Source organism: Mesorhizobium kowhaii, from assembly GCF_003253745.1.
Lineage (GTDB): Bacteria > Pseudomonadota > Alphaproteobacteria > Rhizobiales > Rhizobiaceae > Mesorhizobium > Mesorhizobium kowhaii.
The window spans coordinates 810,021-830,793 of sequence record NZ_MZXV01000032.1 but is presented as its reverse complement, the minus strand read 5'-3'; the positions used below and the strand labels follow the sequence as shown (position 1 = coordinate 830,793).

Genomic DNA, 20,773 nt, shown 5'->3' with positions numbered 1-20,773 from the left:
TTTTCCGCAGGGAAGCGCAAGGCAGGCACCATCACCGCCTGAGGTGGCCGAGCGGCACGTGGCCGGGGCCCTTGATGTTCTGCAGCACCAGCTGGGTGTGGACGTCACGCACGCCGTCGAGCCGCATCAGCCGGTGCATCACGAAAGCGTTGAGCTCGTCGACCGACGGCACCATGACATGCAGCAGGAAATCGTGGTCGCCGGTCATCGTCCAGCATGACGACACCTCGTCCATGCGCTGCACGGCGGCAATGAAGCTTTCGGGCGAGCCGTCACTGTGGCTGACGAGGCGCACCTGGATGAACACCTCGACCATCAGGCCGACCGCGCGGCGGCTGATCACCGCGGCAAAGCCCTTGATGATGCCGGCCTCCTGCAGCGCCTCGAAACGCCGCGCGCACGGCGTCGTCGACAGGCCGATCTCTTGCGCCAGCTCGGACACCGGCTTGCGCCCGTCGCGCTGCAGGACATCGAGCATCTTGATCTCGAAATCATCGAATTGAGGCATTTTCACTCCGTCGAAGTGTTTCTCGAGTTAATATTATCTCGAATATCGCGTTCGAGCCACCATCAAAATCAATTTGCCTCGGCAAATCCGGCTAGCCTTTCGGCACGTCAGCCATTCATGATTTGCAGGGAGAGAACCCATGACCACGATGAGCGTTGCCGAGTATGCCCGCGACTGCGCAGCGCAGGGCTTGCGCGGCGACTATTCGGTCTGCTGCGCCGATTTCACCGTGGCGCAGGGTTACGATTACAGCACCGAGGAGCAGGCGGTGTGGCGCACGCTGTGCGACCGCCAGACCAAACTGACGCGCAAGCTGGCCCACCACTCCTATCTCGACGGCGTCGAGAAGCTCGGCCTGCTCGACCGCATTCCCGACTTCGAGGACATCAGCGCCAAGCTGCGCAAGCTGACCGGCTGGGAGATCGTCGCCGTCCCGGGTCTCATTCCCGCCGCGCCTTTCTTCGACCATCTCGCCAACCGTCGCTTCCCGGTCACCAACTGGCTGCGGACCAGGCAGGAACTCGACTACATCGTCGAGCCGGACATGTTCCATGATTTCTTCGGTCACGTGCCGGTGCTGTCGCAACCGGTGTTTGCCGACTTCATGCAGATGTATGGCCGCAAGGCCGGCGACATCATTGCACTGGGCGGCGACGAGATGATCACCCGGCTCTACTGGTACACGGCCGAATACGGCCTGATGCAGGAGGGTGGCCAGCAGCTGAAGGCCTTTGGCGCCGGCCTGATGTCGTCGTTCACCGAATTGCAATTCGCCGTTGACGGCAAGGACGCCCACCACGTGCCCTTCGACCTCGAAACGGTGATGCGCACCGGTTACGAGATCGACAAGTTCCAGCGCGCCTATTTCGTGCTGCCGTCGTTCGACGCCTTGCGCGATGCTTTCCAGACCGCCGATTTCGAGGCGATCGTCGCGCGTCGCAAGGGCCAGCCGGCGCTCGATCCGGCGACGGTCTAACCGTTCAGCCGGCCTCGGCCTTCAGCCGCGCCAGCTGGGCGCGCTGCAGGTCGAGTGCAGCGTTGACGAAGCGCGATATTGTGGCGAGCTCGGCATCGCTGAAGGTCGCGATGACCTTTTCGCCTTCCCGCGCGATGGCGCCGTAGTAGCGCGCCGACAGGTCCCGCGTGGCCTCGGTCGCCTCGATCACCACCTTACGCCTGTCCTCGAGACTGCGCGTGCGCGTCAACAGGCCCCGCGCCTCCAGCCGGTCGATCAGCGCGGTCACAGCGGCCGGCGTCAGCCCGGTCACAGTGGCGATCGCGCCGGCCGATTGCGGGCCGCCATGGAGCAGCCCGATGCAATGGCGTTCGGCCATGTTCAATCCCAGCCTCACCCCCACCGCCTCGTCATAGGCCTGCGTCGCGTCCTGCCATTGCATGATGGCAAGGCCGATGGCCGCCGTCATTTCGGCGCGATTCACACTTGACGAATTTATTTCGATCATCTAACTATTAATCTGTCTAACATTTAGACCATTATAGCAATATGCGGCTGCAGTGCCCACAAGGCAAGAGCCAGCCGCCATCATGGAGCGAAAAATGAGCTTGATTCAACAGCGTGCGCCCCTCTCGCATGAGGAAGAGTTGAAATATGCCAAGCTGGCAATGGAATGGTACGGATGGGGATCTCCCATCGGCCTCGGTATTTTGCTCGTGGCGCTGGCCGCTGCCGCGGTGTTGGTGCGCCTAGCCGTCTACGGCTTCTGAGCCATGCCGCGCATCTACCGGCGCCATCATTGGCGCCGGTATCGTCGGGATGCTCAACATCCCGAGACGTTGCGGTGGACCGTCAGACGGCGACCACCTTGCTCAGATGGTCTCCCAGCCGGCAGGCGAGCGCTGTGATCGTTGTCGTCGGGTTGCATTCGCCCGATGTGCAGAACACCGAGGAGCCGCCGACATAGAGGTTGTCCATGCCATGCACCTTGCAGTTGGCATCGACAACGCTCTTGGTGACGTCGGTGCCCATGCGCGTGCCACCCATATGGTGATGGCCCGCCGTCTCGTCTTTGGTCGGGTAGTCGTCGCCATTGGCGATCCAGTCGGCAATGCGCACCCGGCCGAGATTCTTCTCGATCAGCGTCGTGCCGAACAGTCTAAGCCCTTCGACAAGGGTGCGGCGTTCCAGTTCAGATTTCTTCCAGTGCAGCTCGATGCGCGGCACACCGGCATGGTCGACATCGGTCTTCGACAGTTCGATCTGGTTGGAGGCCAGCGGCGCCTGTTCCCAGGCGACATAGAGCTGGGCCGCGCAGCGCAGATTCTGGCTGAGCTTGGCGGACATCCATTCGGCCATGTCGGGCGCCGTGCAGGCGAGGTCGGCGATGAGGCTCTTGACGCCCGGATACGGCGTCTCGATCAGCCGGATGCCGAAATTCATGATTTGCAGCCGCTCCATGGCGGCAAGCGTCGGCGAGAAGAAGGCCTCGTTGACGGCATCGACCTCGAACTCGTTGTAATTGGCCAGGATGGCATTGCCGCCCTCGAAGGTCGGATGCTCCATCCAGTAGCGGCCAAGCGCTGTTGCATTCGGCACGACGCCGCCGTTCGAGCGCTGGTTCGACCACAGAAGCAGTCGCGAATTCTCCAGTCCGCCGGTGCAGACAATGAAATAGTCCGCGCTGAAGGCGCCGGCATCCTGTCCGTTGGACCACAATCTGGCCCCCGTCACGCGTTTGCCGTCGCCGGCAAGTTCAGTGGCGTAGGTGTTGAGCACGACCGCGATGTTCCTGCTCTTGTCGAGTTCGTCGGCGAATTTTTCGCCGAAGCGCACCGCCGGGCTCTTGATCAGTTGCACCCAGCGAATGTCGTCGGAAATCGGAACGTCTGGCCGGAAATCGGGAAGTTCGAGGATATCGTGCACTTCCGGCAGATAGGGTTCGATGTCAGTGCGGCGGATCGGCCAGCCCGTATCCGGCGCCCAGGCCTTCGGCTCGAAATCCTGTTTGTCGAGCACGCGGCACCAGCCTGCCCAGTGGTTCGAACTGCCGCCCATGAACCGCAGCCGGGTGATGTCGAGATCGAAATAGAAATCGCCGACTGTGGTGCCACGGTAGAAATCCTGCGACTCGTCGCTGAACTCCCTCGATCCGGCCTCCAGCACCACGACCGGAATGCCGGCGGCGCCAAGCTTGCGGGCAATGGTGGTGCCGGCCGGGCCGGAGCCGAGGATGCAGACTTTGGCGGTGAAATTCGCAGCGCGAAACGCCTCATAGCTGTCGAAGATCATGCCAGATCGCTCCGCTTCAGGATCCAGCCATTGACCTCGACGATCTCGTGCGGATCGGCCCGGGATGGATCGGCATGGGAGGCATTGGCATCGGCATCAGGCAGCTTGCGGAACAAGGACAGGGCAGGCAGTGCGATCAGCGCCTGCACGATCGTGCGGCGGGACATGTTCTTGATGAAGAAACTCATGACTGGTCTCTCGGATGGGGGCTTCGACTGCGCAGGGCGTTCCCGGAACGACAGGTCCCGAAACGACACATGCATCGCTGCAGAAGCCAGTATCGTGCCACGCTAACCGCAAAGCAGCGAAAACCGGGTAAACGGCGCAACCGAGTGCGAACAGGGTTGGAATTTCCTTAACGGGCCGGCCGGCTGATCACGCCGCCTCGGGAATGTCCGTATCGAGGATCGTTAGATTGCGGCCTCGGTGCTTGGCCTGGTAGAGGCGCCGGTCGGCGGCGCGCATCAGGTCCGATACGCTGATATTCTCGCCGCAGACGGTTCCGCCGATGCTGACCGTGAGCGGAACGGTCCGCTCGTCGACGGGCCGGAAGCGGATCAGCTCGACCTCGCGGCGAATGCGCTCGGCGACGCGCTTGGCCTCCTGCTCGGTGGCGCCGACCAGGAAGGCACCGAACTCCTCGCCGCCGATGCGGCCGAGCACATCGCCGCTGCGCACGCCGCGCTCGATCGCGCTGGCGATCAAAAGCAATGCGTCATCGCCGGTCAGATGGCCAAAATTGTCGTTGATCCTTTTGAAGTGGTCGGCGTCGATGATCAGCAGCGCGCCGCGATCGGACTTGCGGCGGGAACCGTCGAGCGTGGCAAAGAAGTTTTCCCGGTTGAGCATGCCGGTCATGTCGTCACGGCTCGCCTTTTCCGCCAGGCGGCGATGCGCGGCGGCGAGCTGGGCATGGGCTCGGGCAAGGTCGCGATGCGCGCTTTTCAGCCTGTCGCTTTGCCAGAAAGTGCTTGCGCTGGCTGCCCATGCGAGGACCAGCGGACACAGCGTTGAGGTCAGCCAGATCGTGCGGTTGACCGGAAATCCCATCGCCGGAACGATGATCAGTGTCAGCAGGAGAGAGGCCGCGACAGAGGCAAAAGCAACGGCGGCGGATCTCAGAATAACGCTATTCATCGCTGGCTCCCACAGGTCTGTCTCTGTGCCAGCAAGCCCTGAAGGCTACCTTTCCCCGATGCCTAAAATTTGAATGGTGACGCTATTTCCGCGACTCTCGACGCGCATAAGTTGTGGATAAAGTCTCTTTCGGAATGACCGTTTCATGCCATAAGGAGCGCATGACCACGCTGCCTGACCCCGCCCGCTTCGCCCATGTCACCGACTGGGTGTTCGACCTCGACAACACGCTCTATCCGCATCATTCGAATCTGTTCTCGCAGATCGACGTCAAGATGACCGCCTATGTCGGCGAACTGCTGGCGCTGCCGCGCGAGGAAGCACGCAAGCTGCAGAAGGAGCTCTATCTGGAATACGGCACGACGTTGAACGGGCTGATGACGCGCCACGGCATCGACCCCGACGATTTCCTCGAGAAGGTGCATGACATCGATTATTCATGGCTGGTGCCCGATCCCGTTCTCGGCACCGCCATTCGCCAGCTTCCGGGCCGCAAGTTCATCTTCACCAACGGCGACCGCAGGCACGCCGAACGCACCGCGCGCCAGCTCGGCATTCTTGATCATTTCGACGACATCTTCGATATCGTCGCCGCCGGGCTCAATCCCAAACCGGCGCGCCAGACCTACGAGAAATTCGCCGAACTCCACGCCGTCACCGGCCACAATGCCGTGATGTTCGAGGACCTTGCCCGCAACCTTGAGGTGCCGAAGTCGCTGGGCATGACCACGGTGCTCGTGGTGCCGCGCAATTTCGAACCGACCTTTTCCGAGATCTGGGAGCGCGACCCGGCCAATGAGGATGATGTCGATTTCGTCACCGACGACCTCGCCGGCTTCCTGACGGCCATCGTCGAGGTCACCGCCTGAGGTTCATCGATATTCAGGTGATGCCGAGCCGGCCTGACCTGAATGTCGACGAACCTTGACCCGCCTGCTCTCACAGATTGTAGAAGCGGCTGATGATCCCCCAGGCCTCGTCGGCGGTGTCGACGAAATCGATGATGTCCTGGTCGCCGGGGCTGATCGTGCCTTGTTCGGCGAGGAAATCGAGATCGATCGCCCGTTTCCAGAAAGATTTGCCGAACAGGATCACCGGCACGCGCTCCATGCGTCCGGTCTGGATCAGGGTCAGCGTCTCGAAGAACTCGTCCATCGTGCCGAAGCCGCCGGGAAACACCGCCACGGCCTTGGCGCGCATGACGAAATGCATCTTGCGGATGGCGAAATAGTGGAAGTTGAAGCACAGCTCCGGCGTCACATAGGCGTTCGGCGCCTGCTCGTGCGGCAAGACGATGTTGAGGCCGATCGACGGTGCGCCGACGTCGTGGGCGCCGCGATTTCCGGCTTCCATCACGCCGGGCCCGCCGCCGGTCACCACGACATATTCGCGGTAATAGGAAGCCGCCGACTGCTGCGAGCAGAGACGGGCGAATTTGCGCGCCTCCTCGTAATATTTGCTGTTTTCCTCGAGGTTCTTCTTCTGCGTCTCGTTCTTGGCCGCCCAGGCCTCGCCGCCGGGTTCCGGCAGGCGTGCGCCGCCGAACAGGATCACCGTCGAACGGATGCCGCGTTCGGCCAGGATCATTTCCGGTTTCAAGAGTTCGAGCTGCAGCCTGACCGCGCGCAATTCGCGCCGCGTCATGAACTCGGGATCATTCCAGGCGAGCCGGTAGGTCTCGGCACGCGTCTGCGGCGTGTCCGGCACGCTCTTCGACCGCTCCAGATCCTCGTCCGAATGCGGCAGCGGCGTCCACCCCGCCTTTTCCATAGGAGTCATAATTGCTTACCCGTCCGAATTCTTCAGTTGCGCCGTCCCATGACGCAGCCGCGATTGACCCTCATTGAGCCTTAACATAAGCAGGTTCCGCAAAAGTGTCCGGCGGTTTTGCGACAAGAACCTGCTACATGCAAAGACCCAGGCAGGCAAAGCCTGCCAGGGGTCCGCGACTTTCAAAACAGGTTAAGGCGCAGCCCCTTAACAGCTTGGTAATGGAGCGAATTCATGTCGAAGCCCGATCTGGCGAGCCTCGAAAAGACCATTGAGAAGGCCTTCGAGGAACGCGACGCGATTTCGACGGCGACGCGCGGCGAAACCCGCGATGCCATCCAGTCGGCGCTCGACCTGCTCGACCGCGGCACCGCCCGCGTCGCCGAGCGGCAGGCCGACGGCAAATGGCACGTCAACCAGTGGCTGAAGAAGGCCGTGCTGTTGTCCTTCCGGCTCAACCCGATGGAGATCATCAAGGGTGGTCCGGGCCAGGCCGTGTGGTGGGACAAGGTGCCGTCGAAGTTCGACGGCTGGAGCGCCGTCGACTTCGAGAAGGCGGGCTTCCGCGCCGTGCCGTCGTCGATCGTGCGCCGCTCCGCCTACGTCGCGCCGGGCGCCGTGCTGATGCCGTCCTTCGTCAATGTCGGCGCCTATGTCGACAGCGGCACCATGGTCGACACCTGGGCCTCGGTCGGCTCCTGCGCCCAGATCGGCAAGAATGTGCATCTGTCGGGCGGCGTCGGCATCGGCGGCGTGCTGGAGCCGATGCAGGCAGGCCCCACCATCATCGAGGACAATTGCTTCATCGGCGCGCGCTCGGAAGTGGTCGAAGGCTGCATCGTGCGCGAAGGCTCGGTGCTCGGCATGGGCGTCTTCATCGGCCAGTCGACCAAGATCGTCGACCGCGCTACCGGCGAAGTCTTCTACGGCGAAGTGCCGCCGAATTCCGTCGTGGTGGCCGGTACGATGCCGGGCAAGAACGTGCCAGGCGAAAACTGGGGCCCAAGCCTCTACTGCGCCGTCATCGTCAAGCGCGTCGACGCCAAGACCCGGTCCAAGACCTCGATCAACGAATTGCTGCGCGATTGATCTTTGCGCAAAGCGAGCGCACCTTCCCGCCGGCGCGACAATCCGTCGCGCTGGTTCAACACGGAGGGGTGGACATGGACTGGAAATATCTGCTGACGAGTTTCGACGGTCGCATCAATCGTGCCAAATTCTGGGCCGCAGTCGGGGTCTTTTTCGCCATTGGTATCGTTGCCTTCATTCTCGATGCGATCCTGGGGACACGCATCACCACCGCCAGCGGCGCCCAGATCGGTATCATCGGCATCCTCGCCGCGCTGGCCTCGATCTATTTCGCACTCGCGGTCTACGCCAAGCGCTGGCATGATCGCGGCAAGTCGGGCTGGTGGAGCCTGATCATGCTGGTGCCTTTCATCGGCGCGATCTGGTTTCTGGTGGAATGCGGCATTCTCGAAGGCGCCAGGGGTGCCAATCAATATGGACCGGACCCGCTTGCCTGACAGATCAGATCTCACCTGGCTTTTCTTCAAAACCTCGGGCCGCGTCAGTCGCGCGGCCTATTTTCTTGGCGGGTTGCTCGTTGCCATCATACAGGCCTTTCCGCTCTACCGCTTCACGCTGGTGCCGGAAGGCTCGGCCGAGAGCAACATGTGGTCGTTCATCTTCTTCATCGCCTTCATAGCCTCGCTGTGGTCGAACATCGTGCTGGCTGTCAAACGGCTGCACGACCTCGACAAGCCGGGCATTGCCGCGCTGATCCTGTTCGTGCCGGTGGTCTCGATCGTCGCCTTCCTTGTGTTGTGCCTGTTTCCAGGGCAGCCTGGACCCAACCGCTATGGCCGGCGCACCAACGAGCCGGACCAACCCTGAGGGCCGATCGGACATGCGCTACCGCACGCTTGATCCGAAACTGATCATCGACACCGCCGAACGGCTGGAGGGCCGCGTCGCCGAGCGTTTTCCCGACGCCGGACTGCGCGGCGTCGCCGCCGAACTGGTGTCGCTATCACGCGATCTTGCCAAGGCGGCTCAAGCGCTCGAAGCGCCGATCTGGTGGCTGCGCGGGCTCATCGTCGCCGCCGTCGTCGCCGGCGCGCTGATCTTCCTGTTCGTCGGCACCATCCTGCCGCTTATTCACATCTCCCAGGCCGACGATGCGGTTCAGTCGGTGCAAGGCATCGAAGCCACGATCAACATGATGATCCTTGCTGTGCTCGGCTTCCTGGCGTTGATCCGCACCGAGGAGCGCATCAAGCGCAAGCGGGTGTTTCGCCAGCTGCACGGCCTGCGGTCGCTGATCCATGTCATCGACATGCACCAGCTGACCAAGGATCCGGCTGCCCTTTCGGTCAATTTCAAGCCGACCTCGCACTCGCCGGCCCGCATCACCAATGCCGCCGACCTGGCGCGCTACCTCGACTATTGCTCCGAAATGCTGTCGATCACCGGCAAGATCGCGGCACTGTTCGCACAGTCGGTCAATGACGACGTGGTCATCGACGGCGTCAACGACATCGAAAACCTGGCGTCCAACCTGTCGCGGAAAATCTGGCAGAAGATCACGTTGATCGACGGCCAGTCGGCGGCGCAACAACCTGCTCCGGCGTCAGGCCCGGCGAGCCAAGCCGCGCCAATTCCGCCGCGCGCACCAGCGCGCTGACGCTCCTCAGCAGAGGCGCCGGCGTACCGGTTTTTTCAGCGAGGCCGAGCACTGCCCCTTGCAATTCGCCGATCTCCGTCTGCCGGCCGCGCTGGAGATCGTCCCACATCGACGAGCGCGCTTGCGGGTCGATCGCCAGCATGCGCCGCGCCAGCAGCCTGAACAGCCAGTCCGGCAGCCTGAGCACCTTCGGCAGCAGTGCCGGCCGCAAGCCGGCGATCTGCGCCGGCTCGATGCCGGACGCTTTCATAGCCGCCAGCGCCTCGTCGATCTGGCCGGCCAGGATCAGCCGCCAGCGCCGGTCGGCAAGTTCTCTCGCCAGCGGCAGGTCCGACAGCGCCACCAGCGCGTTGTTCAAATTCACCAGCAGCTTGCCCCACAGCACGGCCTTCATGTCGCCATGGGCTTCGACCGCAAACCCTTCGACGCCGAGAAGGCCGACCAGGCCGGCATCGCGGTCTTCGACCATCACCTTGCCGTCGCTGGCGCGGTGCGCACGCAGCGGCAGCTCGCCGTCCGGGGACTGCACCACATTGAACGGCACCATGCCGGCCAGCACCGTTCGGCCGTCGAGCCCAGCGCGCAGCCCGTCGGCATTGTCGACGCCGTTCTGCAGGCTGACCACCACCGCATCGCGGCGGGCGTGGGCCCTGATGAGGTCTGCCATGTCCTGCGTCGCGCCGCTCTTGACCGTGACCAGGATCACGTCCGCCTGAGGCAGGGCGAAAGCCGGATCGGCGGTGACGACAAGCGCGTCAGGCGCGATCATGCTGTCGCGGCCCTGGAGGTCGCTGACCCGCAATCCGCGCTGCCGCAACGCCGCCTCGATGCGCGGCCGGGCCAGCAGGATCACCCGGCGCCCGGCAAGCGCCAGGCAGCCGCCGGCATAGCAGCCGATGCTGCCGGCGCCGGCAATGACGATCCTTCTGTCCGCGTTTGCCATCCCGTCGCTCCGCACCGGCCGCAAACTATACGACATGAAAACCATAATGTCGGCGCCATCACTGGCCCTTATGTCTGGCCGTGACAGGCCCTCCGCTTTCGACTATCGCTTTTGCCATGACGCTGCCGACCGATCCCGCCGAAAACCTCGCCGCCCTTATCCGTTGTGCTTCGGTGACGCCCGCCGAAGGCGGCGCGCTGACCGCGCTGGAGACGATGCTGAAACCGCTCGGCTTCCTGGTCGATCGGCCGGTGTTTTCGGAAGGTGGCACGCCGGATATCGAGAACCTCTATGCGCGGCGTTCCGGCAACGGCCCGCATCTGATGTTCGCCGGCCATACCGACGTGGTGCCGGTCGGCGACGAAGCCGCCTGGACGCATCCGCCTTTCGGCGCCGAAATCGCCAATGGCGAGATGTATGGCCGTGGCGCCGTCGACATGAAGGGCGGCATTGCCTGTTTCATCGCCGCCGTGGCGCGCCATGTCGAGAACAATGGCGGCCCGAAAGGTTCGGTCTCGCTGCTGATCACCGGCGACGAGGAAGGGCCGGCCATCAATGGTACGGTCAAGCTGCTTGAATGGGCGGCTTCCAGGGGTGAGAAATGGGATGCCTCGATCGTCGGCGAGCCGACCAACCCGGACGCGCTTGGCGACATGATCAAGATCGGCCGCCGCGGCTCGATGTCCGGCGCCGTGACCGTCAATGGCCGTCAGGGCCATGTCGCCTACCCGCAGCTTGCCGACAATCCGGTGCGCGGCCTGATGGGCCTGGTCGACGCCTTGCTGCATCCTGTCTTCGACAAGGGAACCAGGGATTTCCAGCCGACCAATCTGGAGGTGACCTCCATCGATGTCGGCAATCCGGCCACCAACGTCATCCCGGCCAAGGCGACCGCGACCTTCAACATCCGCTTCAACGACACCTGGACGGCTGAGACCGTGCAGGCCGAGATCCACAACCGGCTCGATCAGGCGGCCAGGCGCAAGAAGTACCGGCAAGGCAAGAAGACACCGGTCGACTATGACCTGGTCTGGCGCGACCGGCCGAGCCATGTCTTCCTGACCCGCGACGACAGACTGATCGAAACGCTCCGCGGCTCGATCAAGTCGGCAGTCGGCAAGGAGCCGACGCTGTCGACCTCGGGCGGCACCTCGGATGCACGCTTCATCAAGGATTATTGCCCGGTGGTCGAGTTCGGCCTGGTCGGCAAGACCATGCACATGGTCGACGAGCGCGTCGCCATTGCCGATCTTGAAACGCTGACGCAAATCTACCAGCGCTTCATCGAAGATTGGTTCGGGCAGGGATGAGCATGCTTTCGGCCGACGAAACCCAAGCTTCGCTGACGGGCGCCTGGCGGTTGATGCTCGGCAAGGCCGACGGCCTGCGCCTGCTCGACCTGTCGGCTGACGGCTTTTGGAATTCCTTTTTCGCCATTATCGTTGCGGCGCCGGCGCTGATCGTCGGCTGGGTCGGCATCGCCAACGAGATCGGGGATCCCGACGCCTTCGCCGGGCGCTTCAGCATGCTGGTGCGCCTGGCGACGGTCGATATCGGCTCCTGGGTGCTGCCGCTCGTCGTTTTGGCCCTGGTCGCGCCGCGCGCCGGCATTGGCGGCCGCTTCGTCCACTATGTCGTTGCCAGCAACTGGGCCTCTGCCATCACCGCCTGGCTGATGCTGCCCTCGGCGCTGATCAGGCTTTTCCTGTCGTCGGCAAACCAGATATCAAGTGCCGTGTCGCTGCTGTTGTTTGCCCTGTCTATGGTGCTGACCTGGCGCATGACCAACGCCACCATCGGCAGAGGCCCAGCCGTCGGCAGCGCTGTCTTTGTCGGCATGTTCATCGCCTCGCTGTTGGTGCTGTTCGGCCTGCAGATGCTGCTCGGCATCACCGTGCCGGACGATGTCGGGTCTCAGAGCCTTTCCGGGTTCATCTCCGGATAGTCGACGCCTGGGTAATCGACGCCCTCGGGATAATCGACGCCAATGAGAAACAGCCCGTCGGGTGGCGCCACCTGGCCGCAGGCGGCGCGGTCGTGCGCTTCGAGCGCCGCTTTCAGGTCGGCAACGGTCCAGCCTCCTTCGCCGACACGTTTGAGGGAGCCGACCATCGAACGCACCTGATTGTGCAGGAAAGAGCGCGCCGAAGCCTTCACCTCGATCAGGTCACCCGCCCGGCTCACATCCAGCCGCTCCAGCGTTCTGATCGGGCTGTTGGCCTGGCATTGGGTCGAGCGGAAGGTGGTGAAGTCATGCCGTCCGAGCAGGACTTTTGCCGCTTCGTGCATGGCGTCGGCGTCGAGCCGTTTCGGCACCCACCACACCTTGCCCTTGTCGAGCGCTGCAGGAGCGCGGCGGTTGAGGATACGGTAGAGATAGTGGCGGCCGGTGGCCGAGAAGCGCGCGTCGAAGCTGTCGGCGACGGCCGTCGCCTTCAGGACGGCGACACGCGCGCCGGCCGCCTGCAGATGGGCGTTGACGGCATCGCGCACCTTGTCGCCCGGCCACGCCTTGACGAGGTCGACATGCGCCACCTGGGCGGTCGCATGCACGCCGGCATCGGTGCGGCCGGCGGCGCGCAACCTGACCTCTTCGCCGCAGAATTTTTCGATCGCCTGTTCGATCGCCTGCTGCACCGAAGGCTGATCCGCCTGGTGCTGCCAGCCAGCAAACAGGCTGCCGTCATATTCGATGTCGAGGCGAAAACGCGGCATGCTAGAGCATGATGCCGAAAGGTGTGAAGCAGTTTTCGGACGACATCATGCTCTATCTCTTTGAGTTAGAGGCGGATTCAGATTTCAGGTCGATTCGGCCTGAAATCATCCGGCTCTAATGCATGTCGCGCAAAAGTGCCTCGGTTTTGCGAAAACGACATGCATGAAACCAAAAACCCAAAGCGCGTCGCCTGAATCCGTTCAAACGCGACGCGTTTTAGGGCTGTCGCCGTTCACGCGGCGAGTGCCGAGCCGAAGGCCGAGGCGTAGACCAGCCTGCCGGCTTCCGGGGCATCGCCCCAGGCCAGTGCCTGCAGTGCTTCGCTCTGGTACTCGCTCTCGAACTTGTCGGCGCGTGCATGGCTGTAGCCGAAACGGCTGTAATAGGCCGGATCGCCCAGCACCACGGCCAGCGTCTCGCCGGCATCCCTGAGGCGGATATGCGCCTCGCGGATCAGCGCGCCGCCGATGCCGCTGCCATGGAACGAGGGCTCCACCGCCAGCGGCGCGAGCGCCACGGCCGCATAGTTCTTGCCGCTGCTCTGCACGAACAGCCGCGAAAACAGGATGTGGCCGACCACCTGGCCGTCTTCTTCCGCCACCAGTTCGGCGACGGCGTCGCCGCCGGTAACCAGCGCGTCGACCAGTCCGGCCTCCGCCTGCTGGCCGAAAGCGTGTTCCTCGACGAGGCGGATCGCCTCGCGATCCCGCGGCGTCGCCGCGCGTATCGACATCATGCTCATGAGAATTTCATTCCTTTTTCGATCTTGGCCCCGCGCAGGAACTCCGACGCGGCAGCGGGCCTTCCGCCCGCCCGTTGAACTTCGACCAGACTGATCGCGCCTGCCCCGCAGGCGACCGTCAGCCGGTCATCGAGAATTCCTCCCGACTCGCCGACGCCTTGCGACAGCGTCGAGCGAAGCAGTTTCAGCCGCTCCAGGCGGCCGCCAATTTCCATCTCGGACCAGGCACCTGGAAAGGGTGACAGGCCACGAATGGTATTGTGGACCGCGCTCGCCGAGCGAGTCCAGTCCACGCGAGTCTCGGATTTATCGATTTTTTTGGCGTAGGTCACCCCTTCCACCGCTTGGCGGGCAAATGTCAGGGTGTTCCTTTCCAGTCGCGCCAGCGCTTCCACCATCAGTGCAGCACCGACACTCATCAACCGATCATGCAGATCGCCGGCAGTCATATCGGGTTCGATGGCGCATTTTTCAACCATTGCCACCGGGCCGGTGTCGAGACCCTCTTCCATGCGCATCACCATCATGCCGGTTTCGCTGTCACCGGACATGATCGCGCGCTGGATAGGCGCGGCGCCACGCCAGCGCGGCAAAAGCGAGGCATGGCCGTTGATACAGCCAAGCCGGGGTGCCTCCAGAACCGCCTTCGGCAGCAGCAAGCCATAAGCGACGACCACTGCGACATCGGCCTGCAGGGCGCGGAAAGCGGCCTGCTCGGCCCCGCCTTTGAGCGATACCGGTGTGCGCGTCTCGATGCCCAGCCGCTCCGCTTCGCGCTGCACCGGCGACGGCGTCAGCTCCAGTCCGCGCCGTCCGGCGGCGCGCGGCGGCTGCGTATAGACGGCGGCGACCTCATGTCCGGCCTCGGCGATGGCGCGCAGCGTCGGCACCGAAAATTCCGGCGTGCCCATGAAGATGACGCGAAGGGGCATTTCCCCTATCCCACCAGCTTGCCCGGCGCCTTGTCCCTGGCCAGCTTCTTGAACTTCTTCACCACCATGTCGCGCTTCAGCTTCGAGATGTGGTCGATGAACAAGACACCATTGAGGTGGTCGATCTCGTGCTGCAGGCAGGTCGCCATCAGTCCCTCGGCTTCGAGTTCCTGCAGCTTGCCGTCGCGGTCGAGATATTTGACCCGCACGGCGGCCGGGCGTTCGACCTCGGCATAGTAGTCCGGGATCGACAGGCAGCCTTCCTCGTAGACGGAGCGCGTGTCGGCGCTCTCCAGGATTTCCGGATTGATGAAGACATGCGGTGCCGGCGTCTCGTCTTCCTTGGCCAGATCGATCACCAGCATGCGCACGGGTTCGCCGATCTGGATCGCCGCCAGCCCGATGCCGGGCGCGTCATACATGGTCGCCAGCATGTCGTCGGCTAATTTGCGCAACGGCGCGTCGACGCGCTCCACCGGCTTGGAAACCTGGCGCAGGATGGGGTCGGGAAGGATGATGAGCGGCTTGATCGGCATGGCGTTCCACCTAAGACCTCCAGCGAAAAGCGTCAACCGGTGCGCCTGGCGCTCGTTCACGTTTTGATCTGTGCCAGCCCCGCGAATCGGCTATGCTGTCCACATGAATGATCTGACATCCATCCTTTCGGAGCCTGTCGCCCGGCTTGGTGCCTCCACGATCACGCTCGGCCATGCGCTGGCCGTCGGCGCATTGCTGTTTCTTGGCCTGTTCGTGGCGCTTGTCATCGCGCTGTGGCGGTCGGCCAAGGCGCGCGCCATTGCCGCTGCCGAAGCCGCCGACCATGCCCGCGATGCCGAGGCGCGGATGGCCGGCATATTGCAAAGCCAGGCCGAGATGCAGGGCCGCATGGGCGCCATCGCCGAAGTGTTCGGGGCACGGCAAGCGGAGCTGACGCAGTCCATCGGCCAGCGGCTCGACGCCATGACCGGCCGCCTCGGCCAGACCATGACCGAGCAGACCAAATCCACCCATGAAAGCCTGGCCAAATTGCAGGAGCGGCTGGCGATCATCGATGTCGCGCAAGGCAACATCCAGTCGCTTGCCGGCCAGGTCGTGCAATTGCAGGCGATCCTCTCCAACAAGCAGACGCGCGGTGCCTTCGGCCAGTCGCGCATGGAGGCGATCGTTGCCGACGGCCTGCCGCATGGCGCCTATGAATTCCAGGCGACGCTTTCGAACGGCAGCCGGCCCGACTGCCTGGTGAAGATGCCGAATGGCGCGCCGTCGCTGGCCATCGATGCCAAATTTCCACTCGAAGCCTGGAACGCCATCCGCGCCGCCGATGGCGCCGACCTGCAGAAGGTCGCTGCCCAGGCCTTCCGCCGCGACATCGAGATCCATGTCCGCGATATATCGGAAAAATACCTGATCCAGGGCGAGACGCAGGACACCGCCTTCATGTTCGTGCCGTCGGAATCGGTGTTCGCCGAGATCCACGAGAATTTCGAGGCCATCGTCCACAAGGCGCACCGCGCCCGTGTCGTCATCGTCTCGCCGTCGCTGCTGATGCTGTCGATCCAGGTCATCCAGGCCATCCTCAAGGATGCCCGCATGCGCGAACAGGCGCATCTGATCCAGGGCGAAGTCATCCGGCTGATGGAGGACGTTGCGCGCGTCGACGAGCGGGTGCGCAAGCTGCAGGTCCATTTCGGCCAGTCGGCCAAGGACATCGACGACATCCTCGTTTCGACGTCGAAGGTGACCAGGCGTGGCCAGAAGATCGAGGCGCTGGAGTTCGGCGCCCAGCCCGACGGCGAGGCCAGCCCGGACGCCACATCACGGCCTCCCGCCGCGAAAGTCGAGACAGGCGCCCGCGTTGCCGATTCGAAAACCGGACAGCTCCGGCTGAGGGTCGTCGAAGGAGACGACTGAGCCGCTGGCTACTGCTCCTCCACGGTCGTCATGCCCTGAAATTCAGGCAGCCAGTGCAGCGCCGAGCGGTGCCATTTCTGCTGTGTCGGGATCAAATCCTCGCGTTGCCGCGCGGTTCCCACCCGAATTCCATAGATTTTTGGGCCATCTCCGACCGACGTGGCGTAAAGGTGCGAACCACAGTCGGCGCAAAAGGCCTGGGCGCGCTTGGCGCCGCTCGCCCCGGTCTTGGTGTAGATTTTCGGCGTACCCTTGGTGATCCGGTAGTGATCCTCGGACGCGGGAACAGTCACCCGAAACGCCGTGCCGGTCAGTTGCTGGCAATCCACGCAGTGGCAGATGCTGGTCTTTTCCGGGTCGACCTCCGCCTCGTAGGTGATGGCGCCACAGTGGCAGCCGCCGTCGATTTTCATCTTGCTTCTCCCTGCTTCGCCGGCATCTTAACCGGCCCGATCCGGCTCGTCTCCTGACGCGGCTTCAACAATCTTGCGCCGCCGTTCCCAGGTCCCGGTCGTCTGCGGCTTGACGAACAGCCGCGCGATCTCCGGCATCTCTGTCTTCAGCCGCTTCTCGATACGCTCCACACAGGCCTCGATGTCTGGGGCCGTCAGATGATCCTCGAACTCGATGCTGAGGGCGGCGACGATCTCTTGCGGGCCCATGTGGACGGTCAGAACGCCGTTCGCCCGCTGCACCGCCGGGTCCTGCTGGACGATCGCCAGCACCTTCTTCTGCACCTCTGGTGAGGCCGGCTCGCCGATCAGCAGGCCTTTGCTTTCGCGGGCGAGGAAGATCGCCGTCGCGCCAAGGATCAGCGCAATGCCGATCGAGGCGGCGCCATCGAGCTCCGGCATCTCGAGCAGTTTCGCTGCCAGGATGCCGGCAAAGGCGACGATCAGGCCGAGAAGGGCGGCGCTGTCCTCGAACAGCACGGTGTAGACGCTCGGATCCTTGCTCGATTGCAGCGCCTGGAGCCAGCCCTCTTTGCCCTTCTGCTTGCGGAACTCCCTCAGCGCCACCAGCCAGGAGCTGCCCTCGAACAGGAAGGACAGGCCGAGAACGATGTAGTTCACCTCAGAGTTGGCGACCGGTTCCGGTGCCATGATGTGGATCACGCCCTCGTAGAACGACACGCCGGCGCCCAGTGCGAAGACAAGAAGGGCGACGATGAAACTCCAGAAGTAGAGCTCGCGGCCGTGACCAAGCGGATGTGTGCGATCAGCCGGGCGGGCGGCGCGGTGCATGCCGTAGAGCAGCAGCCCGCCATTGCCGGTATCGACCAGCGAGTGCACGCCTTCCGACAGCATCGCCGAACTGCCGGTGAAGAAGGCGGCGGCGAACTTGGTCAGCGCGATGGCGAAATTGCCGGCGAGCGCCGCGTAAATAACTCTTTTCGAGCCGCCATGACCGGCCATGGTGTTTAGCCCTCTTCGATGCTGCGAACTTAGCGAAGCACTCGTAGAAGCTCCACAGCCATTCACAACGCTCGAACTGTCCAGTCGTTCAGGGTGCGGCGCAGGTGTCTGCTAGACGAACTCGTCGGTCCAAACTTTAAAGCCGGCAAGCGTGCCCGGCCCGAAAATATGGGTCAGCGGCACGTCGGCCGCGTCACGGCCGGAGGCGATCAGGATGCGGCCGATGCGCGGCGCATTGTTGCGCGGGTCGAAGACATGCCAGCGGCCGCCGAGATAGACTTCCATCCAGGCGGCGAAATCCATGCTCGACCACGGCTTTGGCGTGCCGATGTCGCTGATGTAGCCGGTGCAGTAGCGCGTCGGGATGTTGAGCGCCCGGCAGAAGGTGACCGCGAGATGGGCGAAATCCCGGCACACGCCACTCTGCTCGCGATAGGTTTCCGCCGCGGTGCGTGTCGGCCGCGCATTGCCGTAGTTGAAGACGATGTGATTGTGGACGAAGTCGCAGACCGCCTGTACGCGCGGGATGCCAAGCGGCGTGTGGCCGAACAGCCGCCACGCCTCGCTCGCCAGGAGGTCGCTCTCGCAAAAGCGGCTGGGCAGCAGAAACAAGAGTGTGTCCGCCGGCAGGTCGCGCACCTCGTGCTGCCAGGCCATCAGGTCGCCCATCTCGAAGGTGCCGGGATCGCGGATCACCGCGTCGGTGCCGAAGGTGAAGCGCCCGGGCGGAGCGACGAACCGGTTGCACCAATTGCCGAAACTGTCGCGGTAACTCTCGATCGGCACTGGCGGGTTGGAGGTCAAAAAGTCCGGCCGCTCGAGGTCGGAGGCGCGGGAATAGTGGACATTCAGCATTGCGATGAGCGGCGTTTCCTGCGGAAAGTCGAAGCTCATCTCGCAGCCGATGTGGATTCGCATTGTCGTCCTGACCGGCCTGCCTGTTCATCGCCCGACGAAAAGCCGGGCTGATGCTGCAGTGCGAAGACAACCATGGCACGGACCGCCATGGTTTACGAGCAAATTAGAAACCGGTTGAAAGCGGCCGGCTGGCGGCGTCGACAGGCACTGGCCTCTTGCAGTCGGACGTTTCTCTTGTTTCACTTCGCTTCCCGCAATCGGAGGAACGAATCATGGCTAAAGGTGCGATGAAGGCAGGCAAGGAAGCCCGCAAGCCGAAGAAGGACGCCAAGAAGCCCGCCCCGGCTCCGGCCCTGAAAGCGCCGCCGGTCAAGGCGATGAAGCTCAAGGACAAGTAGGTCCGGTTAATACCCGTCCGAATGGGATTGCGATCGGCAACGTTGTTGCCGGTCGTTGTTGATCGAGCGCTCGAAATTCTTATATTGGTGTGGCGGGGACGACCTCGCACTTTCCCCGAAAATCCGGCCGGGACGACCCGCCATTGTCGATTGAGCATCGGATTCCGAAAATCGAATTCGGCCCGATGCTTTGATGGAGCGTTGTCGATGTCGTGGATTCTTCTGTTTTTTGCCGGCCTGTTCGAGATCGGCTGGGCAATCGGTCTCAAATACACGGACGGCTTCTCGAAGCTGGTGCCGACCGTACTGACCGTTGCCTCGATGATCGTCAGCCTCACCCTGCTCGGCCTGGCGCTGAAGGCGCTGCCCGTCGGTACCGCCTATGCGGTATGGACCGGCATCGGCACCGTTGGCACGGCACTGCTCGGCATCTGGCTGCTCGGCGAGCCGGCCACCGCGATCAGGCTGGCCTGCATTGCGCTCATTGTCTGCGGCATCATGGGGCTGAAGTTCGCCGCCTGACCATACCGTTCTATCTCTTTGTTTTACGCAATTCCCTAAGGGAAAGCGCTACGCGCTTTTCCCGGGAAAACCGCTTCACACTTTTCCTGGAATTGCTCTAAAACGCGTCGCGTTTGAACGGATTCAGGCGACGCGCTTTGGGTTTTTGCTTTTTATGCATGTCGTCCTCCCAAAACCGGGACCACTTTTGGGCGACAGGCATTGGACAAACACGTTCAGGGCCGCTGCAAGGCGACCCTGATCTTCGAAGCAGATTGCTTCCGTTGCCTGGAGGCTAGCGGGCGGAGAAGCCTGGCGGCGTCCTGCCCGTGCGCTGCTTGCGCGCCGCATAACGCGCGTCGCGCTTGGCCTTGCGTTCGGCTTCGTCGGCCAGCAAACGGGCGATGCGCTCGTTTTCTTCGGCTTCCCGAATCTTGGCTTCAGCCTGTGCCGCCTCTTCGGCCGCAAGGCGTGCGGCTTCGGCTGCCGCCTCGCGCTCGGCCTTCTCGACCGCCTCGCGTGCCAGCTTTTCCTGCTTCAGCCTGGCCTTTTCAGCCTCGCGTATCTGACGAGCCTCGAGGATTGCCTTGCGTTCGGCCTGTCGTGCCAGCACCGCAGGATCGTCTGCCGTCGGCTTTGACTTGAAGCGCTCCAGAAGCGCCTTCTTTGCCTCGTTTGCGGCATTGCGCCGCTCGAAAATGTCTTTTTCCCTGTAGATAGCCAAGTCCACTTCCCTGAAGTCAATTCGCGACGCTTACATACGCGCGAATACCGAGAGTTCAAGCGCCAAAACGGCATGCCAGCCATGAAATTCCGGGATGTTGCACCCGGGAGACGCCTTTTCGACCGAAACCGACATGCACTGTTCACCGTCCGCCCCTCTGGCGGCGGGGCTGACGCGTCGCTACCTCTAGAGCGGTTCACCGAAACGGTGAACCGCTCTTTCTCTCTGTTTTGACGCAATTCCGGACGGAAAACCGTTTCACACCTTTCCTGGAATTGCTCTAGC

At 63.1% G+C, this 20,773-nt stretch carries 27 protein-coding genes; 12 read left to right on the top strand and 15 right to left on the bottom strand.

Annotation, left to right across the window (positions count from 1 at the left end):
* Positions 1 to 31: 31 nt before the first annotated feature.
* Positions 32 to 508: an Lrp/AsnC family transcriptional regulator gene (locus tag B5V02_RS16835; RefSeq protein ID WP_027040109.1), complete on the bottom strand. Its 477-nt coding sequence runs from the start codon at positions 506 to 508 to the stop codon at positions 32 to 34.
* 139 nt (positions 509 to 647) lie between these two features.
* On the opposite strand from B5V02_RS16835, the gene phhA reads away from it, so the two are divergent.
* Entirely contained in the window at positions 648 to 1,484 is an 837-nt protein-coding gene (gene phhA, locus B5V02_RS16830) for a phenylalanine 4-monooxygenase (protein WP_111545220.1), read from the top strand.
* Positions 1,485 to 1,488: 4 nt separating this feature from the next.
* On the opposite strand, the gene B5V02_RS16825 is transcribed toward phhA, so the two are convergent.
* Complete coding sequence (locus B5V02_RS16825; protein WP_111545219.1) at positions 1,489 to 1,971, bottom strand: MarR family winged helix-turn-helix transcriptional regulator; 483 nt, start codon at positions 1,969 to 1,971, stop codon at positions 1,489 to 1,491.
* 94 nt (positions 1,972 to 2,065) lie between these two features.
* On the opposite strand from B5V02_RS16825, the gene B5V02_RS40620 reads away from it, so the two are divergent.
* A complete protein-coding gene (locus B5V02_RS40620; protein ID WP_167458515.1) occupies positions 2,066 to 2,233 on the top strand; it encodes a hypothetical protein in 168 nt (55 codons plus the stop codon).
* Between the two features lie 82 nt (positions 2,234 to 2,315).
* Here the strand turns inward: B5V02_RS40620 and B5V02_RS16815 are convergent, their stop codons facing one another.
* The 3 genes from B5V02_RS16815 to B5V02_RS16805 form a co-directional block, all read right to left on the bottom strand.
* A complete protein-coding gene (locus tag B5V02_RS16815) occupies positions 2,316 to 3,755 on the bottom strand; it encodes a GMC oxidoreductase (protein ID WP_111545217.1) in 1,440 nt (479 codons plus the stop codon).
* A complete protein-coding gene (locus B5V02_RS16810; protein WP_111545216.1) occupies positions 3,752 to 3,943 on the bottom strand; it encodes a hypothetical protein in 192 nt (63 codons plus the stop codon). Before B5V02_RS16810 ends, B5V02_RS16815 begins: the two co-directional genes overlap by 4 nt.
* 187 nt (positions 3,944 to 4,130) lie before the next feature.
* The gene (locus B5V02_RS16805; protein ID WP_111545215.1) at positions 4,131 to 4,892 is read right to left on the bottom strand and encodes a GGDEF domain-containing protein; all 762 of its coding nucleotides are present in this window, start codon (positions 4,890 to 4,892) and stop codon (positions 4,131 to 4,133) included.
* Between the two features lie 161 nt (positions 4,893 to 5,053).
* Here B5V02_RS16805 and B5V02_RS16800 point away from each other — a divergent pair, with 161 nt between their 5' ends.
* Positions 5,054 to 5,761 (top strand): pyrimidine 5'-nucleotidase, encoded by a 708-nt coding sequence (locus tag B5V02_RS16800; protein WP_111545214.1) that lies wholly within the window; start codon positions 5,054 to 5,056, stop codon positions 5,759 to 5,761.
* A gap of 70 nt (positions 5,762 to 5,831) precedes the next feature.
* On the opposite strand, the gene B5V02_RS16795 is transcribed toward B5V02_RS16800, so the two are convergent.
* Positions 5,832 to 6,671 carry an LOG family protein gene (locus tag B5V02_RS16795; RefSeq protein ID WP_111545213.1) on the bottom strand — a complete coding sequence of 280 codons (840 nt, stop codon included), beginning with the start codon at positions 6,669 to 6,671 and terminating at the stop codon, positions 5,832 to 5,834.
* Positions 6,672 to 6,896: 225 nt separating this feature from the next.
* On the opposite strand from B5V02_RS16795, the gene dapD reads away from it, so the two are divergent.
* The 4 genes from dapD to B5V02_RS16775 all read left to right on the top strand — a co-directional run bounded on the left by dapD (position 6,897) and on the right by B5V02_RS16775 (position 9,348).
* Positions 6,897 to 7,751, top strand: coding sequence for a 2,3,4,5-tetrahydropyridine-2,6-dicarboxylate N-succinyltransferase (gene dapD / locus B5V02_RS16790; RefSeq protein ID WP_111545212.1), 855 nt, complete (start codon positions 6,897 to 6,899; stop codon positions 7,749 to 7,751).
* Positions 7,752 to 7,825: 74 nt separating this feature from the next.
* Entirely contained in the window at positions 7,826 to 8,188 is a 363-nt protein-coding gene (locus B5V02_RS16785; protein WP_111545453.1) for a DUF805 domain-containing protein, read from the top strand.
* Positions 8,181 to 8,558: a DUF805 domain-containing protein gene (locus B5V02_RS16780; RefSeq protein ID WP_167458514.1), complete on the top strand. Its 378-nt coding sequence runs from the start codon at positions 8,181 to 8,183 to the stop codon at positions 8,556 to 8,558. The genes B5V02_RS16785 and B5V02_RS16780 overlap by 8 nt, the downstream gene beginning before the upstream one ends.
* 13 nt (positions 8,559 to 8,571) lie before the next feature.
* A complete protein-coding gene (locus B5V02_RS16775; protein WP_111545210.1) occupies positions 8,572 to 9,348 on the top strand; it encodes a hypothetical protein in 777 nt (258 codons plus the stop codon).
* On the opposite strand, the gene B5V02_RS16770 is transcribed toward B5V02_RS16775, so the two are convergent.
* Positions 9,248 to 10,291 carry a 2-dehydropantoate 2-reductase gene (locus B5V02_RS16770; RefSeq protein ID WP_111545209.1) on the bottom strand — a complete coding sequence of 348 codons (1,044 nt, stop codon included), beginning with the start codon at positions 10,289 to 10,291 and terminating at the stop codon, positions 9,248 to 9,250. The two genes, B5V02_RS16775 and B5V02_RS16770, sit on opposite strands and share 101 nt — an antisense overlap.
* Positions 10,292 to 10,407: 116 nt before the next feature.
* Between B5V02_RS16770 and dapE the strand changes: the two genes are divergently transcribed.
* Together dapE and B5V02_RS16760 are read left to right on the top strand one after the other, a co-directional pair.
* On the top strand, positions 10,408 to 11,601 hold the full coding sequence (gene dapE / locus B5V02_RS16765; RefSeq protein WP_111545208.1) for a succinyl-diaminopimelate desuccinylase: 1,194 nt from the start codon (positions 10,408 to 10,410) through the stop codon (positions 11,599 to 11,601).
* A gap of 2 nt (positions 11,602 to 11,603) precedes the next feature.
* A complete protein-coding gene (locus tag B5V02_RS16760) occupies positions 11,604 to 12,236 on the top strand; it encodes a transporter (RefSeq protein WP_111545207.1) in 633 nt (210 codons plus the stop codon).
* On the opposite strand, the gene truA is transcribed toward B5V02_RS16760, so the two are convergent.
* The 4 genes from truA to def all read right to left on the bottom strand — a co-directional run bounded on the left by truA (position 12,206) and on the right by def (position 15,217).
* Entirely contained in the window at positions 12,206 to 13,006 is an 801-nt protein-coding gene (gene truA, locus B5V02_RS16755) for a tRNA pseudouridine(38-40) synthase TruA (protein ID WP_111545206.1), read from the bottom strand. The genes B5V02_RS16760 and truA overlap by 31 nt on opposite strands.
* Before the next feature lie 233 nt (positions 13,007 to 13,239).
* The gene (locus B5V02_RS16750; protein WP_111545205.1) at positions 13,240 to 13,749 is read right to left on the bottom strand and encodes a GNAT family N-acetyltransferase; all 510 of its coding nucleotides are present in this window, start codon (positions 13,747 to 13,749) and stop codon (positions 13,240 to 13,242) included.
* Positions 13,746 to 14,681 carry a methionyl-tRNA formyltransferase gene (gene fmt, locus B5V02_RS16745; RefSeq protein WP_111545204.1) on the bottom strand — a complete coding sequence of 312 codons (936 nt, stop codon included), beginning with the start codon at positions 14,679 to 14,681 and terminating at the stop codon, positions 13,746 to 13,748. Before fmt ends, B5V02_RS16750 begins: the two co-directional genes overlap by 4 nt.
* A 5-nt stretch (positions 14,682 to 14,686) precedes the next feature.
* Positions 14,687 to 15,217 (bottom strand): peptide deformylase, encoded by a 531-nt coding sequence (def, locus tag B5V02_RS16740; RefSeq protein ID WP_111545203.1) that lies wholly within the window; start codon positions 15,215 to 15,217, stop codon positions 14,687 to 14,689.
* Between the two features lie 103 nt (positions 15,218 to 15,320).
* On the opposite strand from def, the gene B5V02_RS16735 reads away from it, so the two are divergent.
* A complete protein-coding gene (locus B5V02_RS16735; RefSeq protein WP_111545202.1) occupies positions 15,321 to 16,592 on the top strand; it encodes a DNA recombination protein RmuC in 1,272 nt (423 codons plus the stop codon).
* Positions 16,593 to 16,600: 8 nt separating this feature from the next.
* Here B5V02_RS16735 and B5V02_RS16730 read toward each other — a convergent pair whose 3' ends face one another.
* From B5V02_RS16730 to B5V02_RS16720, 3 genes are all read right to left on the bottom strand, one after another.
* Positions 16,601 to 17,005, bottom strand: a complete 405-nt coding sequence (locus B5V02_RS16730; protein ID WP_111545201.1) for a GFA family protein — start codon at positions 17,003 to 17,005, stop codon at positions 16,601 to 16,603.
* Between the two features lie 27 nt (positions 17,006 to 17,032).
* Entirely contained in the window at positions 17,033 to 18,007 is a 975-nt protein-coding gene (locus B5V02_RS16725) for a cation diffusion facilitator family transporter (protein ID WP_111545200.1), read from the bottom strand.
* A gap of 111 nt (positions 18,008 to 18,118) precedes the next feature.
* Positions 18,119 to 18,925 carry a transglutaminase-like domain-containing protein gene (locus B5V02_RS16720; RefSeq protein WP_111545199.1) on the bottom strand — a complete coding sequence of 269 codons (807 nt, stop codon included), beginning with the start codon at positions 18,923 to 18,925 and terminating at the stop codon, positions 18,119 to 18,121.
* Positions 18,926 to 19,137: 212 nt separating this feature from the next.
* On the opposite strand from B5V02_RS16720, the gene B5V02_RS42245 reads away from it, so the two are divergent.
* Positions 19,138 to 19,263 carry a hypothetical protein gene (locus B5V02_RS42245; protein WP_013528464.1) on the top strand — a complete coding sequence of 42 codons (126 nt, stop codon included), beginning with the start codon at positions 19,138 to 19,140 and terminating at the stop codon, positions 19,261 to 19,263.
* A gap of 207 nt (positions 19,264 to 19,470) precedes the next feature.
* Positions 19,471 to 19,785, top strand: coding sequence for a quaternary ammonium compound efflux SMR transporter SugE (gene sugE, locus B5V02_RS16710; RefSeq protein WP_064990686.1), 315 nt, complete (start codon positions 19,471 to 19,473; stop codon positions 19,783 to 19,785).
* Positions 19,786 to 20,059: 274 nt separating this feature from the next.
* On the opposite strand, the gene B5V02_RS16705 is transcribed toward sugE, so the two are convergent.
* Positions 20,060 to 20,488 carry a DUF6481 family protein gene (locus B5V02_RS16705; protein WP_111545198.1) on the bottom strand — a complete coding sequence of 143 codons (429 nt, stop codon included), beginning with the start codon at positions 20,486 to 20,488 and terminating at the stop codon, positions 20,060 to 20,062.
* Between the last annotated feature and the right edge of the window lie 285 nt (positions 20,489 to 20,773).

Coding starts and splice junctions, on each gene's coding strand:
- phhA (WP_111545220.1), top strand. CDS start 648: ATGACCACGATGAGCGTTGCCGAGTATGCCCGCGACTGCGCAGCGCAG.
- B5V02_RS16720 (WP_111545199.1), bottom strand. CDS start 18,925: ATGCGAATCCACATCGGCTGCGAGATGAGCTTCGACTTTCCGCAGGAA.
- B5V02_RS16785 (WP_111545453.1), top strand. CDS start 7,826: ATGGACTGGAAATATCTGCTGACGAGTTTCGACGGTCGCATCAATCGT.
- fmt (WP_111545204.1), bottom strand. CDS start 14,681: ATGCCCCTTCGCGTCATCTTCATGGGCACGCCGGAATTTTCGGTGCCG.
- B5V02_RS40620 (WP_167458515.1), top strand. CDS start 2,066: ATGAGCTTGATTCAACAGCGTGCGCCCCTCTCGCATGAGGAAGAGTTG.
- dapE (WP_111545208.1), top strand. CDS start 10,408: ATGACGCTGCCGACCGATCCCGCCGAAAACCTCGCCGCCCTTATCCGT.
- B5V02_RS16805 (WP_111545215.1), bottom strand. CDS start 4,892: ATGAATAGCGTTATTCTGAGATCCGCCGCCGTTGCTTTTGCCTCTGTC.
- B5V02_RS16800 (WP_111545214.1), top strand. CDS start 5,054: ATGACCACGCTGCCTGACCCCGCCCGCTTCGCCCATGTCACCGACTGG.
- B5V02_RS16795 (WP_111545213.1), bottom strand. CDS start 6,671: ATGACTCCTATGGAAAAGGCGGGGTGGACGCCGCTGCCGCATTCGGAC.
- B5V02_RS16835 (WP_027040109.1), bottom strand. CDS start 508: ATGCCTCAATTCGATGATTTCGAGATCAAGATGCTCGATGTCCTGCAG.
- truA (WP_111545206.1), bottom strand. CDS start 13,006: ATGCCGCGTTTTCGCCTCGACATCGAATATGACGGCAGCCTGTTTGCT.
- B5V02_RS16775 (WP_111545210.1), top strand. CDS start 8,572: ATGCGCTACCGCACGCTTGATCCGAAACTGATCATCGACACCGCCGAA.
- B5V02_RS16815 (WP_111545217.1), bottom strand. CDS start 3,755: ATGATCTTCGACAGCTATGAGGCGTTTCGCGCTGCGAATTTCACCGCC.
- B5V02_RS16735 (WP_111545202.1), top strand. CDS start 15,321: ATGAATGATCTGACATCCATCCTTTCGGAGCCTGTCGCCCGGCTTGGT.
- B5V02_RS16725 (WP_111545200.1), bottom strand. CDS start 18,007: ATGGCCGGTCATGGCGGCTCGAAAAGAGTTATTTACGCGGCGCTCGCC.
- B5V02_RS42245 (WP_013528464.1), top strand. CDS start 19,138: ATGGCTAAAGGTGCGATGAAGGCAGGCAAGGAAGCCCGCAAGCCGAAG.
- B5V02_RS16760 (WP_111545207.1), top strand. CDS start 11,604: ATGCTTTCGGCCGACGAAACCCAAGCTTCGCTGACGGGCGCCTGGCGG.
- B5V02_RS16770 (WP_111545209.1), bottom strand. CDS start 10,291: ATGGCAAACGCGGACAGAAGGATCGTCATTGCCGGCGCCGGCAGCATC.
- B5V02_RS16825 (WP_111545219.1), bottom strand. CDS start 1,971: ATGATCGAAATAAATTCGTCAAGTGTGAATCGCGCCGAAATGACGGCG.
- dapD (WP_111545212.1), top strand. CDS start 6,897: ATGTCGAAGCCCGATCTGGCGAGCCTCGAAAAGACCATTGAGAAGGCC.
- sugE (WP_064990686.1), top strand. CDS start 19,471: ATGTCGTGGATTCTTCTGTTTTTTGCCGGCCTGTTCGAGATCGGCTGG.
- B5V02_RS16750 (WP_111545205.1), bottom strand. CDS start 13,749: ATGAGCATGATGTCGATACGCGCGGCGACGCCGCGGGATCGCGAGGCG.
- B5V02_RS16810 (WP_111545216.1), bottom strand. CDS start 3,943: ATGAGTTTCTTCATCAAGAACATGTCCCGCCGCACGATCGTGCAGGCG.
- def (WP_111545203.1), bottom strand. CDS start 15,217: ATGCCGATCAAGCCGCTCATCATCCTTCCCGACCCCATCCTGCGCCAG.
- B5V02_RS16730 (WP_111545201.1), bottom strand. CDS start 17,005: ATGAAAATCGACGGCGGCTGCCACTGTGGCGCCATCACCTACGAGGCG.